Origin of the sequence: Paenibacillus terricola (genome assembly GCF_014779765.1) — a bacterium.
Taxonomy (GTDB): domain Bacteria; phylum Bacillota; class Bacilli; order Paenibacillales; family Paenibacillaceae; genus Paenibacillus_T; species Paenibacillus_T terricola.
Window position 1 is genome coordinate 100,466 of the sequence record NZ_JACXZA010000001.1, and the last position, 20,810, is coordinate 121,275.

Consider the following 20,810-nt stretch of genomic DNA (forward strand, 5'->3'; position numbering starts at 1 on the left):
CACAGGGATGAAGAGCAGCAAGACACTAACGAGAGTTCGGATATCCGACATCGTCATTATGCTGATCGTAGGCGTAACGATGATCATCTGCCTGGTGCCGTTTCTCCATATCATCGCGATATCGCTTAGTTCAAAGCAGGAGATTATGTCTGACCGTGTTACGATTTTCCCACGGGGATTCGATTGGCATGCTTATGAGATTGTGTTCCAAGATTCAAGAATGCTCTGGTCGATGGGCCTTACGATTGTGCTTACGGTTACTTTCACCGTAATCAGTATGCTGATGAGCATCTTTGCGGCATATCCGCTTACCAAAGAAAACCTCAGGGGCCGTTCTTTCTTCATGATGCTGATCGTGTTCACGATGTTTTTCAGCGGCGGCCTCATTCCGGAATATTTGCTGGTCAAGCAGCTCGGTTTGTTAGATAATTTATTCTCCCTTATCCTTCCGGGCATGATCAGCGCCTTCAACTTAATTATTCTGCGTACGTTCTTCTTGACAATTCCGGCCAGTCTGGAAGAGTCGGCTCATCTAGATGGCAGCTCGCATATCGGCACCTTGATTCGAATCGTGCTGCCGCTGTCGATGCCGGTGTTGGCGACGCTCAGTTTGTTCTATGCGGTAACCCGTTGGAACGGATTTATGGATGCGCTTTTCTACATCACGAACTCCGAGCTGTATCCGATTCAGCTCAAGCTGTATCAAGTCGTCATGAACAGCATGGTGACGGATTTAACCGCGCAGGAAGGCGCAGCGCAGATGGATGTCATTCCTGAGGGGATCAAGGCGGCAAGCATTATGTTCGCCACTGCACCAATCCTTATCGTCTACCCTTGGCTGCAGCGTTATTTTGTATCCGGTATTATGATCGGCGCCGTTAAGGGCTGACCGATGCGAGCATGATCGGCATGCTCTGGTACTTGGTTGATCCTCCTGTCTGCAGCAGGGGTGAAACATATAGAAATAAAGGTAAAGCTTCGTGATCCAAAAATGTATTTTAACGAAAAGGGGATCTGTTCATGCAAACAAAAAAATGGATTGCAGCTTCGGCTGCAGCTGTGCTGCTCGCTGGTGTTGTGTCGGCCTGCGGCAGCTCCAAAGATGACTCGGCGGGCACTACTTCTTCCACCGAAGGTACGGCAAGCAATACAAGCGGCAAGCAAGTCACCCTGAAAGTTGAAGTGTTCGACCGCGGCAATGCGCCAGCAGGAGCCGGCCCCGTTACTAACAACTATTGGACGCAGTGGATCCAGAAGAACTTCGGCGATCCGAACAATATTAAACTAGAATTCGTTCCAGTGCCGCGCAACCAAGAAGTCGACAAGCTGAACGTCTTGATGGCAACAGGCGATGCGCCGGATATTGTATTTACTTACGACATGAACACGATCTACAATTACATCAAGGATGACGGCTTGGCAGACCTGACGCAGCTGATCGGGAATGCACCTAATCTAAAGAAATATCTTGGCGACGAAGTGTTGTCCTATGGCGTCTTCAGCGGCAAGCAGTACACGATTCCAGCGAAACGGACGCTGCAATTCACGCAGTCCTCGTATATTCGCAAGGATTGGCTTGATAAGCTGGGTCTGCCAGTGCCAACGACGACACAGCAATTCTACGACACTATGAAAGCGTTTAAAGAGAAGGATCCGGGCCAAGTGGGCAGCAAGCTGATTCCTTATGATTTCAGCGCGATCAACGGTTCGAACATTACGAGTCCATTCGTGCTTGTGAACTCGTTCGTCAAGAAGATGTCGGAAGAAGAATTCTTTACTTACGCCTCATCGAACAATACGATTCCGGAGCTGCTCAAGCCGGGCTATAAGGACGGTCTGCAGTTCCTGAATAACATGTATCGAGAAGGCTTGATCAATCCGGACTTCGCGCTGGATAAGGACGGCAAGCAATTCGAAAGCGACGTTGCCAACGGTTATGTAGGCGCTTTCACCGCGCTCGCGGCTCATGCCAATCTGATGGCGCCGGATAAAGTGTTCGATACGCTGAAGCAGAACGTTGCGGGCGCTGAGTATGTTGCGATGGATCCATTCACGGATGCAGACGGCAAGACGCCGAAGGGCATCTATGATCCGATCGGCGCGCACATCTTGATTCCGAAGACGAGCAAGCATGCGGCAGAAGCGATCAAGTATCTCGATTGGATGGCGCAAGCGGACGTTTTGTTTACGCTTCAGAACGGGATCGAAGGCCAGCATTATACGCTGGAGAACGGTTTCCCGAAGGCGATCACAACGGACGAAGCGAAGAAGACGTTCTACAACAACAGCGACATCGCGATCATTTCGAACGGCAAGGAGTTCGGCTCTACAGACAAGAACATCGAAGCTACGGGGTACCAATTCCCAGGTTACGAGGAACTTGCGAAGCAGACGATCCGCAATGCGCTGAAGGATGGCTACACGATGCCTCGCTTCGATCATCCGATCGATGCCGAGATCAAATACGGTACGACGCTTAAGGATAAGGCGACGGAGATTATCGTGAAGAGCATTATCGCGAAGCCGGACCAATTCAGCTCCATATTCGATGCGGGCGTTCAGGAATATTTGAAAATCGGCGGTCAAGCGGTTCAAGACGAACGCCGTACTGCTTACGAGGCAATGAAGAAGTAATCGGCGTATACGACAGAACGGACAAACCCCATCACATTATGGGGTTTGTCCATATTTCATAGACAGGAAGGATAGGGTAGATGAAAGTCAATAACAGCTACATTATGCGGATGCTCCTATCGTATCTTCCCATTCTATTCATTACCATCAGCGTTCTTATCTTCATCTCGTTCTCGATTATGAACCAACTTAATGTCCGTAATGCGATTCAAGCGAACAACCTGACCGCCAAGTATGTGACCAATATGGTGGACAGCTCGTTGAAGAACATCTCGATCGATGCACAGAAGCTGGTCGAAACCGGCGGGACGCTTCAGAAGTTTCTGGACGCGCCGTCGGATAAAGGGCTGGAATTCGATATTTCCAATTTGTTGAATAGCCTCGTGATTCGCTATGGGCTAATCGATTCGGTTTATCTATACCGAGCCAAGGATGGTAAAGTGCTTGATCAGAGCACGATACGTCCGCTAAGCCAATTTCCTGACGAGAACTTTGTTCGAAACGCGCTTGATCAGCCTTATACCGGCATCTGGTCATCACCGCGCCAGCGTATAAGCGGGGGGTTCAGCGGGTCCACGATGGTTCAAGTATCCTCGCTTGGACTGAAGATCCCGCGTGATTCCGGCAGTCTCGGTTATTTGATTATTAATGTGAAAAATGATGCCCTAGAGTCCTACATCGACCAGATGATCGACCATACGATTACGACTGCGGAGCTGTACGATTCGCAGGGCAAATCGTTCTTCAATGCGGATCAATCGGTCTCGTCTTCGAATCGGCTGAGCGCCGATGTCGTCTCGAACTATACGGGCTGGACATACAGAATTAGCATTAAAGGCGGGCAACTGCTCGACTTCCTGTTCCATGGCAGTACGCTGTGGATCCTGCTAGGCTTAAGCGCCATCGTTGTGGCGATCGGCTCAACCTTCTATGTTACGCGCAGAAACTATAAACCGATTGAGTCGATCCTGCATCGGATCGAGCGTTTCTCCTCCATTGTGAAGACTGGCGATTCGAAGGTGAAGGCGAACGAGTTTGCTTTTATCGACCAGGCGATTGAACGTTTGATTACGAACAATATGTCGTTCCAAGAGCAGCAGCAGGAGCATCTCGTCATTCGGCGCCAGCAGTTTCTGCAGATGCTGCTGAAGGGCGAGTTCAGCGATGACCGCGGATCATGGGAGCAAGAGAGGCAGCATTTTGGCCTGTCGGCTGGCCACTTCATCGTTGGTGTGTTGGAACTGGACAGCTATGTGCAGTTCGGCTTGAAATACAACCCAAATGATCAATCGTTGTTCAAATTCATCATTAGCAGCGTGGCGGTGGAGACAGCAGAGCAGCACGGTCTTCGCATCGTTGCGGAGTGGATTGCGAAGAACCAATTGGTCGTACTGCTCATCTCCAGTGAATCGAGTATGCTAGAGCATCAGATGCTGCAGCTGTCCGAGCAGGTTCGCGCATGGGTGGAAGGGCATCTCGATTTCACCGTTACAATCGGGATTGGAGCGCCAGTCGACGAGGATTGTTCGATCGCCCGTTCCTTCGAAGAAGCAGAGGCAGCCGTCAGTCGCAAAGTCTCGCTTGGATCGAATCAAATTATCGATGCCGTTGAAGTACGCGGCCGACAGGATGGCGAATGGTTCGACTATCTCGAGATCATTCGCACGATCGTCCGACAGCTTCGCATGTCGGAGCAGGATTGGCAGGGCGAGCTGAAGGGGCTGTTCAACGAAATGGCCGTTCACCATCTGCGCAAAGAGGATGTCGATCGGCTTCTGCACTATTTGATTTTCCATCTGGATTATGAGCTGGATGGGTCTCTGTCAGAGGTAGTTAAGCCGTGGCAGGAGGAGATTAAGCCCACCCTAGCGGCGGCTATTGAGAGATCAGATACGTTGAAGCAGCTGGAGCTGGACTTCCAGACTGCGCTTGCATTGTTGTCGGCGCAGATCGTCGAACTGTCGCAGAGTCGACGCCACAATACGCTCATGCGAGAGATTCGCGATTATGTTGCGGAGCACTATATGGATCCGAATCTATCGCTGACCTTATTGAGCGATCGGTTCCAGATCAGTTCGAAATATTTGAGCCAGCTGTTCAAGGAGAGCATCGGCGAGAACTTTAGTGATTTCCTGATTGGTCTTCGCATTGATCATGCGAAGCGGCTGCTCCGGGAGACGGATGCGGCCGTACAGGATATTTCGGATCAGATGGGCTACAGCAATCCGACGTCGTTCATTCGAGTATTCAAGAAGATTGTTGGGCTATCGCCAGGGCAGTATCGGGAGTCGCTGACGAAGATTGCGGCTCGCGGCAGCGGCGGTCTAGATGATCAGGATGGGTTTGAGAAGTCGGAGGAGCAGGAAGATAGCAGATCAGCAAGATAGCAGGATCAAACGAAGTCAGATGGCTGACGACTGACGCTGTGAGAGGGTTGAACAAGTGATGTTAAACAATAATAATCAGCTTCAATTGAATGGTGCTATTCGTATGTATTCCGCGGAGCTTCCTTCATCGGTTCAATATGCGCTTCGTATGCTGGTGAGAGACCTCGAGACGGTGTTAGGCCATAAACCCGAATTTGTATCAGATGCTGCTGCAGCGGAGCTGCACGTCCGATTCGCTGAGGAGCGGGACGAGTGCCCGCAGTTTGCGGAAGCGTTCGGCTTCCGATTCTACTCGGCGGAGGATGGCAGTGCGCCTTGCTTACACATTGTCGGTTATGATGTGCTTGGGCTTATCTACGGCATTCTGGAATTCAGCCGCATCCATTTAGGAATACAGCCGTTCTGGTTCTGGACGGACCAGGCAGTCGCTCAGCGTAGTAGGATCAGCATCCCTTGCGATCGCTATGATTCGCCAGAAGCCAAAGTTCGTTATCGGGGCTGGTTCGTGAATGATGAGGTATGTTTGATTGGATGGAAGAAGCCATATCCGCCTTCTCCTGAGGTGTGGGAGCCGGTGTTCGAAGCGCTGCTGCGCTGCGGCGGTAATATGGTCATCCCAGGCACAGATTTGCCTCGCGATGGCATTCACTATAAATTGGCGTCTGAGATGGGACTGTGGGTGACGCATCACCATGCCGAGCCGCTTGGCGCAGAGATGTTCCTGCGCGCCTATCCGGGACGTACGGCAAGCTACCATGAAGCGCCGGAGCTGTTCGAACGGCTGTGGGCGGAAGCCATCGAGGAGCAGAAGGACATGAACGTCCTGTGGGTGCTCTCGTTCCGCGGGCAAGGCGACAAGCCGTTCTGGATCGACGATCCTGCTTTCGATACGTCCGAGAAGCGCGGAGCGATGATCAGCAAGGTCATTCGCAAGCAGTATGACATGATCGGCAGCAGAGTCGACAATCCGGTATGCTGCGTTGCGCTCTACGGCGAGATCTCGGAGTTGTACAAAGGCGGTTATATTGATCTGCCTGATGGCGTCATCAAAATATGGGCCGATAACGGCTACGGTCGAATGGTTTCTCGTCGTCATGGCAATCTGAATTTACGTATTCCGTCGCTCCCAGCGGCAGGTGATGAAGGCGAGCATGGCCTGTATTATCACACGACGTTCCATGATCTTCAGGCATCCAATCATTTGACGCTGTTCCCAGGGTCGACATCCTTCCTGAAGCAGGAGATTGAAGCATCGTTCGAGGCTGGAGCCGATGCGTATTTGCTGCTCAACTGCGGCAACATCCGGCCGCATGTGTACTCGCTTGATGTAATCCGTGAGCTATGGACGACAGGTAGGATCGACGTCGATCAGCATCTGCATCAATTCGTCAGCAGTTACTACACGGAATCGGATCACTTAGGCGAGCTGGTTGAGCTGTATCATACCTACTCAGAAGCTGCGCTTCCATACGGGCCGAACGCGGATGATCTGGCCGGTGACGAATACTATCATCATCCGGCAAGAAAGATTATCGGGCACTGGCTGCAAGGGAAGGTTGATCAACCGGATCCGCGGCTGTTCTGGGCCGTGGGCGATGTTTCATTCGATGAGCAGGTCAAGGGATTCGAGACGCGGCTTGCATCTGGCATGGAGAAGTGGAGAACGTGGGTGGGACGCTGCGACGAGCTGCTGGCGAAGCTCGGAGAAGACGATCGGCGCAGAGCGGTCGACCAGCTTCGTTTTCACGGGGCGCTCCATTTGTCTGGTTGTGAAGGTTTCTATTGGTTGTGCCGGGCGTACGAGCAATTCAGACAGCAGCGTTATCCGCAGGCGTTCGTCTATGCCTCGAAGTCGATGTGGTGCTACCAAGAGGGACTCCACGTGCTGCGTCAATCCGAGCATGGCAAATGGGAGCATTTCTATGAAGCCGACTGGCTGACCAATATTGAGAGCACGGTCAACAATGTTGATACACTGAGACGCGTCATCCGCATGAATGGCGACAGCCCGGACTTCTTCCTCTGGTACAAGGAATACTTAATGCCAGTGACAGAGAAGTACATTTATCTAGAGAATACGCACCGCAACCCGCTGTCGGATGATGAGCTGGCGAAGCGATTGGGTGATTTTTTCAATATTTAAATACCTGTAGGAGCTGTCCGCTAGTATACTGCTAGGGACAGCTTTTTTTGTATGGAATGACAGATTTGGACTGATGAAGGAATTGGAATAGTAGTAATATCATAATCTGAAAGGCAGGAATAGAACGTGAAGGCAGTCTTGTTCATAGCAGCCGTGCTGCTCGTCATTGCTATCGTTTATTGGAAGAGCAACAGTCCCAAGTATTCAGACAAACCTGACGAGATTACGATACAACCGAAACCTAAAGCCCCTCTACAATTCGACTCTACACCGGATCAGCCGCAAGCATTCGGATATAAAACACAATGGTTCGCTGTGAAATCGACGGATACGGATAGCGTCGTGCAAGCGCTTGGTTTCAAGGACGTGCATGCAGCGAACTGGAGCACTGGTATGGCTGGAGCATTTGGATCGGATGGGGATTACTATTTCGTTACACCACCTGTGCAGGGGTGGACGTTTATTGTCAATACAGGTATGCCAGCGCTAGGAGAAAAGCACGAAGAAGATGTGAGACAGGCGGCGCCAATCAAGACGATCATATCGCTGAGCCAGACGTTTGGGGAGGCGTACTATTATGGCAGTCATCGTATTGTCAGCTATTATGCATGGGCGAAGGCGATGAACGGCGAACTCGTTCGGGCATATGGCTATTTGGGAGAGTCGGGCGAGATACTTGCAGATGTGGGCGCGCTGACAGAAGAGGAATCTCAGTTGCATATGCAATTCGGTGATCCGGTCACAGACGAAGATGCTAAATGGCCGAATGAAGAGGATGTTATTGCTATCGCAGCAGCATGGACAGTCAATCCCTTAACGCAGCAAGCGGGGCTTGGAACAGGTTACGTTGGGCGCCTCGTCTCTAATTGAAAATAATTCTCAAATTCTAATTCATACGGTATAAGTTGGTTTTCGAAGGTGAACAATGAGGACTGAGCTAAAATTCGAAAGGAGTGAGAAACAATGGATACAACGCTCGGAGCAGATGAGGTTCTGCAGCTCATTAGAAAACTCCAATCAAGTGGTGGCTCAGTCAATAAGAAGCAAGTGAAGCAGAACAATCCGGAGTTAATGCGCAACGCTCTGTTTTATTTCCCAAGCTGGGAGCACGCGCTCAAGAACGCCGAAATCTAATAATCGTACCCTACTCTATACGTACTATTGAACGTACTTTACACAAAGCCATGAGGCTTAGGCTGTCGAGAAATTCTCGGCAGCCTTTCTTATTTTCATAGCAATGACGATTTATCTAGAAAATAAAACGAAGCACCATGATGGATACAATGCCAACCACGACGGTTCCTAGCAGGCTGCGCGTTATGATTGCCGTTAAGAACGTTGGCAGGGGTGCAAGAAGCTCTACGATATGGCCAATAGGGGCGAGCTCGCCGTTCTATTGTGACTGTTTAGTTGTAGGGTCTTGCATGGCTTAATCTCTCCGTCCTGGCTCCACCACATACGTGATCTATCATACAAATTAGAATAAAAGGGACAGGCGCCAAAGTCAAAAATAATAGACCTTGGCGCCTGTCCCTGTGTTTTGTTACGTACCAATTGGCAATGGTTGTGTGAGTTTACAAATGCGCCTGAATCGCTTCGCGTATTCGCGCTAAAGTAGGCAGCAGTTCGAGATTCTCGATGACATGTTCGCACTGCTTGCGGTATAGGACTTCTTCGGCATAGTCCTTCATATAGCGGTCTGCAATCTCGAAGGATGTCCCTTTCGCTTCCAGTCTTGCTCGCACGGTTACTTTATCTGTATACAGGAAAAGGCGTATGACGGATGGTCCGTAGCGCTTCTTGAGCGCATCCGCTCCTTCAGGATTCACAATAACGTATGCATTGCGCTTAGCATGGAACAATGCATTATCAACATCTGAACGCCGTACGCCATATCGTTCTCGGTTGATCGTGACCGTCTCCACGAATTCACCGTTTCTCTCCAGTTCTTCGAATGCTTCGCGGGTGATGAAATGATAGTCTCGATCCGGCTTGCCGGCGGCATCGCTTGTGCGTGGCGGCCTAGTCGTATAGGAAGGAATAAGACACATTCCTAGCTCCTCGCCGATCCGATTACCGATTGTTTTGCGGCCTGAGCCTCCTGTACCTGTGAATATGAATAGAAACGGTCCCGCCATAGCGCTCTCTCCCTTCATCAATCGCTGTACGTATAATTGTCACAATATTCAGATGGGTGCTGCTATATACGTTTTCGACATTGCTTGGCATTTTCCTTTAAGCGCACCTCCATAGGAATCATTCTTCTGATCTGGTTGATTCCGGCATAAGCTGGTACTAAAGCGTGGGGACAACATCCGCAGCAGGAAGGAGGCGGTCATCGGTGGCACGATGGGGAAGGCGCTGGATGTGGAGCGGCCGCGTTCGGACCGTCCGATTTCAGTCTGGCAGCAGGATGAGACCTGTGAAGCAAGCACGTCCATTCCGCGGCAAATCCGCCTTGTTCAGCAGCTTGGGACGACAGAATACACGACCGAAGCGATGGCATAGCAGTAAGCCGGTACGTACGTCCATGCTAAGCGGTGGCGGAGGTGGAAGGCGCGCCCAGTCCGGCGGTTTTCATCTGCGCAAGAGAACTATTATTCTGCTGCTATTAGGTTTATTCCTTACTTCAGGCGCGCTCACGGCAGCCTATATTGACCGACATCTTGGACCGCCGCTTATGACGGTTGCAGAGCTTCGCGTGAAGCAAATCGCGACTCAGGCGATTAATAAGGCGATATCCGAGCAAGTGGCAAACAAGTCTGACTTCGAACAGCTAATTGATTGGAAGACGAATAACAGCGGCAAGGTGTCCGGCTTTATGCTGAATTATGCGGAGCATATGCGGATCACGAGCCAGACGATCAGCACCGTACAGCAAACGCTCGACAGCGTGGGCAATATTCCGGAGCATATTCCAATCGGGCAAGCGTTTGGCAGCACATTTATTTCATCGTATGGACCGCGAGTCCCGGTTCATTTTGAACCGATCGGAACAGTGAAAGTGGATCTGAATACGAGACAGCAGGATGCGGGCATCAATATGATTCTTGTTGAGGTGTATATACGAATCGAAGCGGAAGTGTCGATTATTATTCCGTTCGATACGAAGCCTGAGAAGGTAATCACCGAAATTCCGGTCTCTTATCTGCTTGTGGTGGGCGATGTCCCTATGTATTACTATGATAACAAAGGCCAGCCCGTTGGCCAATCCGCCGCGCAGGCGCCGAACATTGCGATACCTAGCGGAGGAACAGGGACCAACGGCGATACTAGCTCACATTCTGTCTCTGGCGGTGGTACTGGAGCGAATGGAGAAGACAATTCGATGGGAGCAAGCGGCTCGTCGAATGACGAGACGAATTCAGTTGAAGCTGGCGATGAAGCAAAGTAACAAGGAAATACAAAGCCGCACGTGGATATCGTATGAAATCCCCCTGTGCGGCTTATGTCCTTATCCTTTCTTTTTGCCAGAAGAACGCATCCGATTACGCTCGTCGTTTTCCCATTTGCGCAGCAGCGGGTAGGGATCGAAAGCCCATTCAATCAATCCGCGATCCCGATAGACACCATAATGGAGATGCGGCGGAAATTTGCCTGATGTGCCGGGCTTGCCGTATCCGGAGCTGCCAACCCAGCCGATCACTTGTCCTGGCGTTACGATGTCGCCTTGATTCAAGTTTTTCGTGTAGCCAGATAGATGGGCGTAATAATGATAGAAATTGTTCAAATCGCGAATACCGAGCCGCCAGCCGCCGTATGGGTTCCAACCCTTCACTTCGACAATGCCGTAACAAGTACTCCGTGCGGGCACCCCGTGGCCTGCGAAAATATCGGTTCCCTCATGAACGCGTCTGCCACCCCAGCTTCGTCCCGTTCCCCATGTGCTCCTGTAGGAGTAATTGTTTCCAATCGGGATCGGGAAGGTATGCTGGAACAGGTCAAGCGTACCGAATTTCTCATAAATAGAAGCAAATTGCACGATCCGCTGGACAGCTCGCGAGCTATGGTAATAATCCCAGAGGGCAATCGCAAAGTCATCACCAGCATCGCCATATTTCATTAGATGAGACGCACTTGTAAATAGCAGGTCTACGTCATTCGTACGATCTGCTTTTCCGTCGCCGTCTCCATCTTTCCCGATTCCGCCAAACCAGCGAATCGAAGCGGGAGTAACATCCTGCTGATTAGGGTTCAGCGCTCCGGCCCATTCTTCTTCCGAAACAAAGATGCCTGTTAATGCACCTAGCTGGTCACGTGTCTTGGGACGGGCTTTCGTAATGGTTCGTTCATACTGATCAATCGCAGCAAGTCGATACCACGGCACGTTCGTTCCGAGGCTGACTCGGTCATACAACTCTCTGCGTGATTTGTAAATGTCTGCATCAGACATCTTCTGCTCGCTGCTGCCCGTATTGGCAGGCAGTGATAATGCCGGTGCTTGGGTTGCATTCGCTCTTGGATAAGGAGCAGCTTCCGCCAAGACACAAGGAGCGGCAGCAGCAACGACCGCGGTCATCACGACCAGCCGGTACGCGCTTCGAATGACATGTCGCATAGGGTAGGCGGCCACCTCCAACGATAATAGCGATGAAATGCGTGTGCCGGAGAGGGTCCGGCGTTCTTGCCGTTATCGTTTGCAAATCATTGGATTTTATTCGAAACGTGCTATAATGTAACGGAGAAGACCGAAGAAAGCAGGGAATCTGCATGAGTACGAAAAGCAAGTCACCAGAGAAGAAGCCGGAATGGCTAAAGATTAAACTAGCGACTGACGGCAATTATGCCGAAATTAAAGATATGATGCGTTCCAAGACGCTTCACTCTGTATGTGAGGAAGCACGTTGTCCGAACATCTACGAATGCTGGGCGAATCGCACGGCAACTTTCATGATACTAGGCGATATTTGCACGCGTGCGTGCCGGTTCTGCGCGGTTAAGACAGGTTTGCCGACAGAGCTTGATCTGGCTGAGCCAGAACGGGTAGCTGAGGCAGCGGAACAAATGGGGCTGCGCCACTGCGTCGTTACATCCGTAGCGCGTGACGATCTTGCAGACGGCGGCGCGATGATCTTCGCAGAGACGATCAAGGCCATTCGCCGCCGGCTGCCATTGTGCAGCGTGGAAGTTCTTATTCCAGACTTCCTCGGCAATGAGGAATCGCTCCGCATTGTAATGGATGCGAAGCCGGATATTCTGAATCATAATATCGAGACCGTTTCACGGCTGTCTAATCGCGTACGGGCGAGAGCGAAATATGCAAGATCGATTGAATTGCTCCGTCGGGCGAAGGAAATGCAGCCATCGATACCGACCAAGTCAAGCATCATGCTTGGCGTAGGCGAGCAATTTGAGGAAATACTGGAGGCAATGGACGATCTGCGTGCAGTCGATTGCAACATTTTGACATTAGGACAATATCTGCAGCCATCGCCGAACCATCTGGCCATTGTGCGCTATGTGCATCCTGATGAATTCAAGCAGCTAAAAGACGAAGGGATGAAGCGTGGCTTCAGCCATGTCGAGTCAGGTCCGCTCGTTCGCAGCTCGTATCATGCGCATGAGCAAGTGAAGTCGGCCGAGAAGACGGCTGCGACTTAGAGACTCGAGAGTCGACCTTCATGAAGGAGTGGGGACCATTCTTATCGGCGGCAAACGTTATGAACTAATCGTAGACCATAAGAACGGCTGGAATCCGTCCGCATTTCGTGATCGCTATAGCGATGTGCTCGAGCGTTACGATTATATTATCGGTGATTGGGGATATAACCAGCTTCGACTGAAGGGGTTTTTCCGCGATAATCATCCGAAGGGCAGTAAGGACAGCTTTATTTCGGGACTAGTCGATTATATTAATGAGTACTGCAATTTCGGGTGCGCTTACTTTGTCATTCAGCGCCATGAGACGAGCGAACAGGAACTGGCAGACATGAATGAGCCGGATCTGCTGCTGACGCCGCCATCCTCCTCCGAGTCCGGAGCAGAGGACATGGTCGTGGCGCTTGATGAGAACGGTGACCCGATCGTGCTTCGCGAGCATATTCGGAAGCCGCACCCGGTTCGTAAAGAAGCACCTGTACGGACGGATCGCAACGGCCAGGAGTCTGGCGGCAATCGTTCCGGCAAGGGTGCTTCGCCAGCGCAGCGCAAGGATGCGCGTGTGAGCAATGAGCGCAGAGAGGCCGATGATTTCGGCTTCGACAGCGGCGGAGATCGTCGTGGCCAGCAGCGCGGCGAGCGCAGAGGCCAAGAGCAGCAACGCGGGAACAATGGCCAATCGCGCGGAAGCGAACGAAGCGGCGGCGAGCAGCCACGCGGCGGTAAGCAGCAGCGCGGTGGCAATGAGCGCAGCGGTGGCGAATTCCGCGGGAAGGAGCAATCCGCCCGCGGCCAAGAGCAGCTGCGTGGTGGTCAATCGCGCAGCGGCGGTGGCCAGCAGCCTCGAAGCGGTGGCAGCGGACCGCGTGGCGATCAGCAGCGCGGAGGTCAGCCGAGAGGCGGCCAAGAGCAGCGCGGCGGCCAGCAGCGCTTCGACAGCGAGTTGCCAGGCGCAGACGGTTTGCCGGCGGAAGGGCGCCAGCAGGCGCGCTTCAAGCACCGCAAAGGGCAGAAGCGGCTGCCAATCCCGCCGCGCGAGCAGACGGTTGCTGCGACAAGCGAAGCAGCGCTGACGCAACGTCCGAAACCAACAGTCGGAGACGGCCACAACCCGAACGCCTAACTCATATAACCGAAGAAGCTGTACGGAACGTCGGAGAACCGACAACCGTACAGCTTTTTTTTGATTGTAGGTTGAACGAAGTGTACATGTACTTATTGCTTATAATCAAGACTCGCTATCCAATAATTACCGGATAAACGCACTAAATTCGGTAGAATCATTACTAAAAGTAGATTCAACTTATTATCCGTCGAGAGTGTGCTCCAAACAAAAATAAGCGCTGCTCAGCATGCTCAGCAGCGCTTTCTTCTGTCTCCAACCAATTTAATCTTTCACGCACGACCAGAAGTTGTGCCCAACGGGCACGCGACTCCTAGCACCCAAGTATGCAATCGCGCTTAAGTTGATCCCACGCCCCTTCCGGGGTCCAGGGGTTGGAAACCCATGGGGCCCTCCCTTGCAGGGAGGGTTTGGGTGGGTAGAACTCTTGAGGGTTTGGGTGGGTAGAGAAAATTGGTATTAAACGGGGTGAAAGGGGCGGAGCCCCTTATTATTACACTTCGTAGCCAATAAATGCCTCACGCACACGATTCCAGAACGTGAACGGGCGGTAACGCGCGAAGGAAACTTTGCGGTTGGCAACCGCGCAGCGAATCGAACGGATATCGTCGCGCAGAATCGTAATATGATCAATCGCCAGCATAATGCGCTGCTTCTTGCTCGACAGAATGTCGCAGTGATGATGCTTCGGCAGCAGCACGGATGAGCCCAGCGTACGGTACACGCGGTTGTTGATGGAAGCGATCTCCGCAATTTGCAGCGATTCAATGGACGGGTGCACGATAGCGCCGCCTAAGCTTTTGTTATAGGCGGTACTGCCTGAAGGGGTAGATATGACAATGCCGTCGCCGCGGAACGTCTCGAACGTTTCATCGTTGATGCTGATCTGAGCGACTAGCGTGCCGTCTACGCCTTTAAGCGTAAATTCGTTTAATGCGATGTAAGAGGAAATGCCCTCGGACGTTTCCACTTCAATCTGTGCCAGCGGATAGCTGACGATGCGAGGATCTTTCTCGGCCATGACTTCCACAAGCTCCTCGAGCTCATCGGCTTTCCAGTCTGCGTAGAAGCCAAGATGTCCAGTGTGAACGCCAACGAACGATACGGTATCGGCACGATGGGAGTAGGTGTGGAAGGCTTGCAGCAGCGTACCATCACCGCCGATCGATATAATAACGCTGGGTGATTCGTCGTTGCGCATCATTCCTCGATTCGCTGCCAACTCGTGGAATTTGGCTGCGAGCGAGCGCGACAGCTCGTCCCCGCGATCTAATACTGTATAGTTTAAAATGGTAAAGCAGCTCCTTCCGCACTCTTCAGCTTAACTGTTTAGATCATAGCTGAAAATGGCCGCCTTGACAACGTCACGCCGCTTAGCGAGGGCCAATCATTCCCCATAGCGCATAGACTAGGAGTGCAGCTAGCAGGCTGTGAATGAGCCTTGCGATGACGAATGGTCTGTAGCGAAGTCCAGTGCTGCTCAATATACTCGCGACCTGCGCATGAACCGATAAGCCCGCCCAAGATAGCACCCAAGCCGCTATAGCGGCTTGATGCATGAGTACACCGCCTGCAGTGCCTGCAGAACGGGAGCCAAGCGTTACTTCGAATAAGCCGAATACGACGGCGTCGGTTAGTGGCTTCGGCAGACCAATGAGTCCGAACAGAAGCTGAAGCAGATCCGTAAGCGCATGGATGGCGCCAGACTGTCGCAGCATCTCCATCGTAGTGGAGAAGAAAACGACTAAGCCGCCTACGACGATCATAAGACGAAGGGCGGATTGAACGGAATCCTGCAGCAGACGGCCGAACGGACGGCCGTCTTGAAGCCGCGCTTTATGCATCGCCTGAAGCGCTTGAACAAGACGGCTGCCGCGTTGCTCAGCCTGAACAGTAGGCTCGCTCATCGGTTCTTTCCTACCGTGATACCGCATCAGCAACCCAACGAGCAGACCGCTTCCGTAATGAGCGACGGCAAGGATCGGTGCCAAGTCAACGCGGTGGAAGAAACCGATGGATACGGCTCCGATTAGGAAGATCGGATCAGAAGTCGTCGTGAAGGCGACCAACCGCTCGCCTTCGGTTCTTGTAACGAGCTCTTGCTCGCGCAGCTTCGCAGTGAGTCTTGCGCCAACTGGGTAACCAGACACATATCCCATCGCAACGACGAAACCTCCCGATCCGGGAATACGGAACAGCGGCCGCATGAACGGATCCAGCAGCGTCCCGAGAAAGTGGACAATGCCGAACCCGAGCAATACCTCAGAGAGTACGAAGAACGGGAAGAGCGCGGGAAAAAGCACCTCCCACCAGACCGCTAAGCCGCGGGCGGATGAGTGGAGCGCTTCTGCGGGGAAAGCAATAAGCAGCAGACATAGTCCTATGGTTGCCCAGGCAATTGCAGCATCAGGCCGAAGCCAAGCTCGCAGCATAAAGGGGTTGTCCTCCTTCCGGTTGCATGAAGGGTAGTCAATTCAGCCCGTCCAAACTCCTCCTTGAGCTATATGCGGAAAGGCGCAAAAAGATGACTTTTAAATTGACAGATAATTATAAAAATTTATTTCGAAAACGCTTGCAAGATGGGATGCTATTCGCAAAAGGATGTGCTACAATGAAGTTAATTCAGGATTGCTTGGAGGGGATGCTCAATGGTGAGTGTAATTGCTGGTATCCTTGTATGCGCTTTCGTTTATGTCATTCGTGAGTCGTTATTAGCTCCGGGGGAAGAAGATTACGAAAGCTGACCTGACCTAAACTCCTATCCGACCGATGCCCGCGCTTGCGGGCATTTTTTTGTATGTGCAATAATAGTAATGTCCGGTCTAGTTTATGGCATGACACAAGGCGGAACTGGGACTTTAGACATGAATTGTCAATCATGGATTACAGATCAAAACTTTCATGTATAGTCTTATAGAAATGATTCAAAAGAACTAAACTTTTGAGCGGAGGATGACGATGAAGTCTTATATAACGATTTATGAAGCGATTGGAGAAGCGGCCGGAGTACGGCGAGTCGTCGAAGCCTTCTACCCGAAGGTACAGCAAGATCCGTTACTTAGTCCTTTATTCCCGGAGGATATACGCCCCGTGATGGAGAAGCAGGTGCTGTTCCTAACGCAATTCTTTGGGGGACCGCAGCTGTATTCCGATGAATACGGGCATCCGATGATGCGAGCGCGGCATATGCCGTTTCCGATTACAGTGGCGCATGCAGGGGCATGGCTTGGTTGCATGCGCGAAGCGCTGGAGGAGGTCGGCTTGCCGGAAGAACTAAGAGACGTCGTACTGGAGAGGCTAAGCGGACCTGCGCATCATTTTGTTAATACAGAACAATGATGACAAGGAGACGTGGGACATATGGAGCCGTTATATTTATCAAAGGTGAGCTGTTCTTGCTGTGATACGAATTTTACAACATCACGCGTAAGACCAAGCTTCAAACGTCAGCACAAGACGGACTCCGATTTTTGCGGTTATTACAAGGATGGAATTAACCCTGAATATTATGTCGTACGTGTATGTCCGGAGTGTGGGTTCGCCTCTACGGAGAACAGCACAAGCAAGCTGTCAGATAAACAACGCTCGAATTATTGGGAGCAGATAGGGAAGCAGTGGCGCAAGCGCGATTACAGCGGAGAACGGACCTGCGGACAAGCTCTCGAGACGTACAAGCTGGCGCTGCTGTGCGCGCAGATTATCGATGAATCGGCAAGGGTCACGGCATCTATTCTGCATCATATAGCATGGCTGTACCGTGAATTGAAGAACGAAGAGCAGGAGATCCGCTTCATGCGTTTTGCGCTTGATGCGTATATTCGCGTCTATGAGACGGTAGGCGCTTCGCTCAATGATGCAAGATTGATGTATCTGATTGGCGAATTGAATCGCCGGACGGGGAACGCGAATGATGCCGTCCGCTGGTTCTCTCGTGTCGTTAACGACAAACGGATCGTGGATTCGGCGATGATTAAAGCGTGCCGTGATCAATGGCAGCTTATTCGTTCCGAACAAGGCTCTATGGTGGCGAACGAGACTGCTTAATCGATGCACGCACTATATAGAAGGACCTCAGTACCCACTTGCAGTGGAGACTGAGGTCCTTTGTCGTTGAATGTAAATCTAACGGTTCTCACAGTGGCTATTGATGCGGAATTCAAAGCAATTGCTTCCTTAACGATTGCATCCGGGGTTATTGCAGTTCCGGGGCACATTTTCATTTGAAAAATGATCACATAAGCACAATAGCAACTGTTAGAGCTCGAAATGATTGATTTTGAACAAAATAAACAGCATCACAACCGCCAGCCCGGACTCAGACCATACCGCCAGTCCACTACAGACACCTTGTTCTAATCACTGCTCATATGCTTCGCAGCGGTAGAGACCATCACAAGCTGATCATCCGTTAGGGAGAGAGAGGGTTCCTGTACCACTCGAAGCTTGGCAGGAGGCGTCTCCTTGTCAGCGTTGACGATGTTATGGGAAGAACACTTTGCGATTCATACGAATCATCGCGATGATTATCAAGGATAGTGCAACAGTCATAATGGATGCGGCAGTCGATAGCTGATCCATGTTCATTTTGTAGAAATGATTGCTCATATAATGCTGGACGATATATACCGACTTGGGAGGATACGAGCCGAATAATGCATAGGCCTCTTTATAAATTTTGAAGTTGAAGAAGAAGCCAAGCATCGCCGCGAATATCAGCTCGGGAATGAGCATCGGCAGCGTAATATAGCGGAACCGTTGAATGCTCGTAGCGCATCCACCGACGCGGCTTCAAATATCGATGGAGGGAGCGAGCTGAGTCCTCCGTATAGGATAATAGCGGGATAAGCTGTGTATTTGAAAATAAATAAACTTACGATCGGAATGTAGAGCGCCCGTCCATCCAGCCAATTGATTGGCGACGATAGGTGAAGGTAGGACAAGCCTTCATTCACCCAGCCGTGGTTACCGTAAAGGAGTGACCAGATGTAAGCAATAGAAGCTGTCGGGATTGCGTAATTCAGTACAAAGGTATGCAGCACATAATGGCCGGATCTCAAATATCGTTTCGCTAATAGCGCCACTGACAAGGAGACAATAAGCAGCACAGGTACCGTAATGCCGGTAAGCACAATCGTATTCTTGACCGCTAATAGGAACGCCTCATTGGACCATAATTTAAGATAGTTGGTTATTCCGATTCCTTGAGAGCCGTTAAGGCTTCTGCCCAGCACCCATAGGAAGGGGATGAGGAAGAATAGGGAAAGCCCCGCTAGGTGCGGAGCTAGCAGCAATAGTCCTGTTAAGTTGTTTCTTGTTCGACTATTCATTCTCATAGAGCCACAGCTTATCCAGGATCGTCTGAACAGCGGCCTGCTCATCAGTCATCCCCTCAATATATTGTTTCGTTGTATCGTAAAGTGCATCGATAATATTGGAACCGAAGTAGTAGACGCTATTTAATTGCTCGACAATTGATCGCAAGGATTGAATGACTTGCTTCTTCGATTCCGTCATATCGTCCTGCTGCTCTAGTTTAGTGTAGGTGTCCTTGAACATGATATTGTCCTGTTCGGCATACTTAGCCAAGTACATGATTTTATTCTTGTTGGCAGCTTCGGTTCGAAGAGACGGTTCCAAAGAACTGAAGACGGGTTCAAATACCGAATTGAAGTTAAAACCTGATGATTGAAACCACCACGGCTTCTGATTCGATGCATAGCGGAACGACTTGGAAGCATCGATGAGGTCATTCCAGCTGTACGTTGATGGATGGAGTGATTCAGCAGCTTTCCGATTGGCTATGACAACATTCATACTGATCTTTGTTGGAAGAATGTAATGATTGCCGTCAATTGAGCTGGCCTCGAGAATATTAGGCAGGTATTGATCCTCAACGGAATGCCATAACGCATCCGAGATGGAATCAAGACTCGCTAAGGCTTCCCTCTCTGCTAGTGTTCGATACGGAAGATATTGCGTAGACAGAATGTCCCACGATTGCTCGCCAGAAAGGATTGAAGCGCTGACGTAGCTGCTATAGTCGGTTGGATTAAACTCCTCTACATTCTTGCGGAAGTAGGAGACGCTAATTTTTATTTGCGGATTGTCTTGTTCATATTTTGTAATGATGCTTGCGAACTCTGCAGATTGATAAGGAACGATGAGTTTGATGAGCGTTTTTTGTTTATCCTGCTCTTTGATTGCTGCAAGCCTGGTATCTTTCTCTGAACCAAGCAGCTCGCGGTATGTATACGCACGCTGAATGTTCCGGTTGATATGAAAAATGACCCATGCATCCGCTCCGCTAATGTTGGAGGGGTACAAGGGTCATTATTGGTTTGGCTGTTCTATCGAAGCTTGGTGTCGGTCAGCAGATAATCGCCATCGACGTTCAGAACAGTCACCCTGCCATGGCAGCAGGGGAAGACGAGCAGCTTCTTCTTGCCGTCTCGGATATCCGGCATCTCGGACGGCTTTAATGGCACTAATACATTGCTCGCATCGCAGAACGGGCAATCCGATACATAAACATCGCCGCGAATGATGTCATATGGCCATGTGCGATCGAACGGAATCATTCCGCTTTCGGCTCCTCAGTAGATTGGCCGGATTGCGATGGTGTTTCAGTCTGGGCTGGAGCTGGTGTATTGGCCAGCTCGGCCATCTTTTGCAGCAGAATATGACGGGGCATATGCATGAGATGCTCGACGGGCACCTTGAGTTGTTCAGACAGCTTAATCGCCGTTTCTGCAGAAATCTGTAAAGGTCGAGACATATGAGAATACCTCCTAAAAGTAATTTGCTAAAACTATCATCTTCGATACTGCTGCTTGTGAGCAAATTGCTTGCATCGTAAGCATCCGCTTTAAAGTAATTTGCTTCGTTTTTAACCCATGATTGCGAATGTGCAGAGCGCACGGCACAT

At 50.9% G+C, this 20,810-nt stretch carries 20 protein-coding genes and 1 pseudogene; 11 read left to right on the top strand and 10 right to left on the bottom strand.

Features of this window, described 5'->3' with window-relative positions; genetic code table 11:
• Positions 1-7 precede the first annotated feature (7 nt).
• The 6 genes from H8B09_RS00460 to H8B09_RS00485 all read left to right on the top strand — a co-directional run bounded on the left by H8B09_RS00460 (position 8) and on the right by H8B09_RS00485 (position 8,298).
• Entirely contained in the window at positions 8-889 is an 882-nt protein-coding gene (locus H8B09_RS00460; RefSeq protein WP_191201537.1) for a carbohydrate ABC transporter permease, read from the top strand.
• A 131-nt stretch (positions 890-1,020) separates the two neighbouring features.
• Positions 1,021-2,634: an extracellular solute-binding protein gene (locus H8B09_RS00465; protein WP_191201538.1), complete on the top strand. Its 1,614-nt coding sequence runs from the start codon at positions 1,021-1,023 to the stop codon at positions 2,632-2,634.
• Between the two features lie 80 nt (positions 2,635-2,714).
• Positions 2,715-5,021 carry a helix-turn-helix domain-containing protein gene (locus tag H8B09_RS00470; protein ID WP_191201539.1) on the top strand — a complete coding sequence of 769 codons (2,307 nt, stop codon included), beginning with the start codon at positions 2,715-2,717 and terminating at the stop codon, positions 5,019-5,021.
• A gap of 58 nt (positions 5,022-5,079) precedes the next feature.
• Entirely contained in the window at positions 5,080-7,164 is a 2,085-nt protein-coding gene (locus H8B09_RS00475) for a glycosyl hydrolase 115 family protein (protein ID WP_191202722.1), read from the top strand.
• 126 nt (positions 7,165-7,290) lie between these two features.
• Positions 7,291-8,034, top strand: coding sequence for a hypothetical protein (locus tag H8B09_RS00480; RefSeq protein ID WP_191201540.1), 744 nt, complete (start codon positions 7,291-7,293; stop codon positions 8,032-8,034).
• 93 nt (positions 8,035-8,127) lie between these two features.
• Positions 8,128-8,298 (top strand): hypothetical protein, encoded by a 171-nt coding sequence (locus H8B09_RS00485; protein WP_191201541.1) that lies wholly within the window; start codon positions 8,128-8,130, stop codon positions 8,296-8,298.
• Positions 8,299-8,413: 115 nt separating this feature from the next.
• On the opposite strand, the pseudogene H8B09_RS00490 reads toward H8B09_RS00485, so the two are convergent.
• Positions 8,414-8,557, bottom strand: a pseudogene (locus H8B09_RS00490) (AzlD domain-containing protein); the annotation flags it as partial.
• Between the two features lie 181 nt (positions 8,558-8,738).
• On the bottom strand, positions 8,739-9,302 hold the full coding sequence (locus H8B09_RS00495; protein WP_191201542.1) for a guanylate kinase: 564 nt from the start codon (positions 9,300-9,302) through the stop codon (positions 8,739-8,741).
• Between the two features lie 203 nt (positions 9,303-9,505).
• On the opposite strand from H8B09_RS00495, the gene yunB reads away from it, so the two are divergent.
• Positions 9,506-10,558, top strand: coding sequence for a sporulation protein YunB (gene yunB / locus H8B09_RS00500; RefSeq protein WP_318152502.1), 1,053 nt, complete (start codon positions 9,506-9,508; stop codon positions 10,556-10,558).
• A gap of 60 nt (positions 10,559-10,618) precedes the next feature.
• On the opposite strand, the gene H8B09_RS00505 is transcribed toward yunB, so the two are convergent.
• Positions 10,619-11,722, bottom strand: coding sequence for a M23 family metallopeptidase (locus H8B09_RS00505; protein WP_224753179.1), 1,104 nt, complete (start codon positions 11,720-11,722; stop codon positions 10,619-10,621).
• Between the two features lie 152 nt (positions 11,723-11,874).
• On the opposite strand from H8B09_RS00505, the gene lipA reads away from it, so the two are divergent.
• Both lipA and H8B09_RS00515 read left to right on the top strand, forming a co-directional pair.
• Positions 11,875-12,765, top strand: a complete 891-nt coding sequence (gene lipA / locus H8B09_RS00510; RefSeq protein WP_191201543.1) for a lipoyl synthase — start codon at positions 11,875-11,877, stop codon at positions 12,763-12,765.
• 28 nt (positions 12,766-12,793) lie between these two features.
• Positions 12,794-13,885, top strand: coding sequence for a YutD family protein (locus H8B09_RS00515; RefSeq protein WP_318152503.1), 1,092 nt, complete (start codon positions 12,794-12,796; stop codon positions 13,883-13,885).
• Positions 13,886-14,378: 493 nt separating this feature from the next.
• Here the strand turns inward: H8B09_RS00515 and H8B09_RS00520 are convergent, their stop codons facing one another.
• Positions 14,379-15,176: an NAD kinase gene (locus H8B09_RS00520; RefSeq protein ID WP_191202727.1), complete on the bottom strand. Its 798-nt coding sequence runs from the start codon at positions 15,174-15,176 to the stop codon at positions 14,379-14,381.
• An 82-nt stretch (positions 15,177-15,258) separates the two neighbouring features.
• Positions 15,259-16,317, bottom strand: coding sequence for a dipicolinic acid transporter SpoVV (spoVV, locus tag H8B09_RS00525; protein WP_191201544.1), 1,059 nt, complete (start codon positions 16,315-16,317; stop codon positions 15,259-15,261).
• A gap of 526 nt (positions 16,318-16,843) precedes the next feature.
• Here spoVV and H8B09_RS00530 point away from each other — a divergent pair.
• Together H8B09_RS00530 and H8B09_RS00535 are read left to right on the top strand one after the other, a co-directional pair.
• Positions 16,844-17,224 (top strand): globin domain-containing protein, encoded by a 381-nt coding sequence (locus tag H8B09_RS00530; RefSeq protein WP_191201545.1) that lies wholly within the window; start codon positions 16,844-16,846, stop codon positions 17,222-17,224.
• A gap of 21 nt (positions 17,225-17,245) precedes the next feature.
• Positions 17,246-17,929 carry a DUF2225 domain-containing protein gene (locus tag H8B09_RS00535; RefSeq protein WP_191201546.1) on the top strand — a complete coding sequence of 228 codons (684 nt, stop codon included), beginning with the start codon at positions 17,246-17,248 and terminating at the stop codon, positions 17,927-17,929.
• 435 nt (positions 17,930-18,364) lie between these two features.
• Here the strand turns inward: H8B09_RS00535 and H8B09_RS00540 are convergent, their stop codons facing one another.
• The 5 genes from H8B09_RS00540 to H8B09_RS00560 are packed head-to-tail and all read right to left on the bottom strand — an operon-like array spanning position 18,365 to position 20,660.
• Positions 18,365-18,616, bottom strand: a complete 252-nt coding sequence (locus H8B09_RS00540) for a hypothetical protein (RefSeq protein WP_191201547.1) — start codon at positions 18,614-18,616, stop codon at positions 18,365-18,367.
• On the bottom strand, positions 18,598-19,212 hold the full coding sequence (locus H8B09_RS00545) for a carbohydrate ABC transporter permease (RefSeq protein WP_224753180.1): 615 nt from the start codon (positions 19,210-19,212) through the stop codon (positions 18,598-18,600). The genes H8B09_RS00540 and H8B09_RS00545 overlap by 19 nt, the downstream gene beginning before the upstream one ends.
• A complete protein-coding gene (locus H8B09_RS00550) occupies positions 19,205-20,209 on the bottom strand; it encodes an extracellular solute-binding protein (protein WP_191201549.1) in 1,005 nt (334 codons plus the stop codon). Before H8B09_RS00550 ends, H8B09_RS00545 begins: the two co-directional genes overlap by 8 nt.
• A gap of 23 nt (positions 20,210-20,232) precedes the next feature.
• Positions 20,233-20,463 carry a hypothetical protein gene (locus H8B09_RS00555; RefSeq protein WP_191201550.1) on the bottom strand — a complete coding sequence of 77 codons (231 nt, stop codon included), beginning with the start codon at positions 20,461-20,463 and terminating at the stop codon, positions 20,233-20,235.
• Positions 20,460-20,660 (bottom strand): YycC family protein, encoded by a 201-nt coding sequence (locus H8B09_RS00560; protein WP_191201551.1) that lies wholly within the window; start codon positions 20,658-20,660, stop codon positions 20,460-20,462. Before H8B09_RS00560 ends, H8B09_RS00555 begins: the two co-directional genes overlap by 4 nt.
• Positions 20,661-20,810 lie beyond the last annotated feature (150 nt).

Bases quoted from the DNA above. Each gene is read 5' to 3' on its own strand.
- H8B09_RS00540 (WP_191201547.1), bottom strand. From the start codon at position 18,616: ATGCTCATTCCCGAGCTGATATTCGCGGCGATGCTTGGCTTCTTCTTC.
- H8B09_RS00460 (WP_191201537.1), top strand. From the start codon at position 8: ATGAAGAGCAGCAAGACACTAACGAGAGTTCGGATATCCGACATCGTC.
- H8B09_RS00465 (WP_191201538.1), top strand. From the start codon at position 1,021: ATGCAAACAAAAAAATGGATTGCAGCTTCGGCTGCAGCTGTGCTGCTC.
- H8B09_RS00560 (WP_191201551.1), bottom strand. From the start codon at position 20,660: ATGTCTCGACCTTTACAGATTTCTGCAGAAACGGCGATTAAGCTGTCT.
- spoVV (WP_191201544.1), bottom strand. From the start codon at position 16,317: ATGCTGCGAGCTTGGCTTCGGCCTGATGCTGCAATTGCCTGGGCAACC.
- lipA (WP_191201543.1), top strand. From the start codon at position 11,875: ATGAGTACGAAAAGCAAGTCACCAGAGAAGAAGCCGGAATGGCTAAAG.
- H8B09_RS00505 (WP_224753179.1), bottom strand. From the start codon at position 11,722: ATGCGACATGTCATTCGAAGCGCGTACCGGCTGGTCGTGATGACCGCG.
- H8B09_RS00495 (WP_191201542.1), bottom strand. From the start codon at position 9,302: ATGGCGGGACCGTTTCTATTCATATTCACAGGTACAGGAGGCTCAGGC.
- H8B09_RS00475 (WP_191202722.1), top strand. From the start codon at position 5,080: ATGTTAAACAATAATAATCAGCTTCAATTGAATGGTGCTATTCGTATG.
- H8B09_RS00530 (WP_191201545.1), top strand. From the start codon at position 16,844: ATGAAGTCTTATATAACGATTTATGAAGCGATTGGAGAAGCGGCCGGA.
- H8B09_RS00545 (WP_224753180.1), bottom strand. From the start codon at position 19,212: ATGAATAGTCGAACAAGAAACAACTTAACAGGACTATTGCTGCTAGCT.
- H8B09_RS00485 (WP_191201541.1), top strand. From the start codon at position 8,128: ATGGATACAACGCTCGGAGCAGATGAGGTTCTGCAGCTCATTAGAAAA.
- H8B09_RS00470 (WP_191201539.1), top strand. From the start codon at position 2,715: ATGAAAGTCAATAACAGCTACATTATGCGGATGCTCCTATCGTATCTT.
- H8B09_RS00555 (WP_191201550.1), bottom strand. From the start codon at position 20,463: ATGATTCCGTTCGATCGCACATGGCCATATGACATCATTCGCGGCGAT.
- H8B09_RS00535 (WP_191201546.1), top strand. From the start codon at position 17,246: ATGGAGCCGTTATATTTATCAAAGGTGAGCTGTTCTTGCTGTGATACG.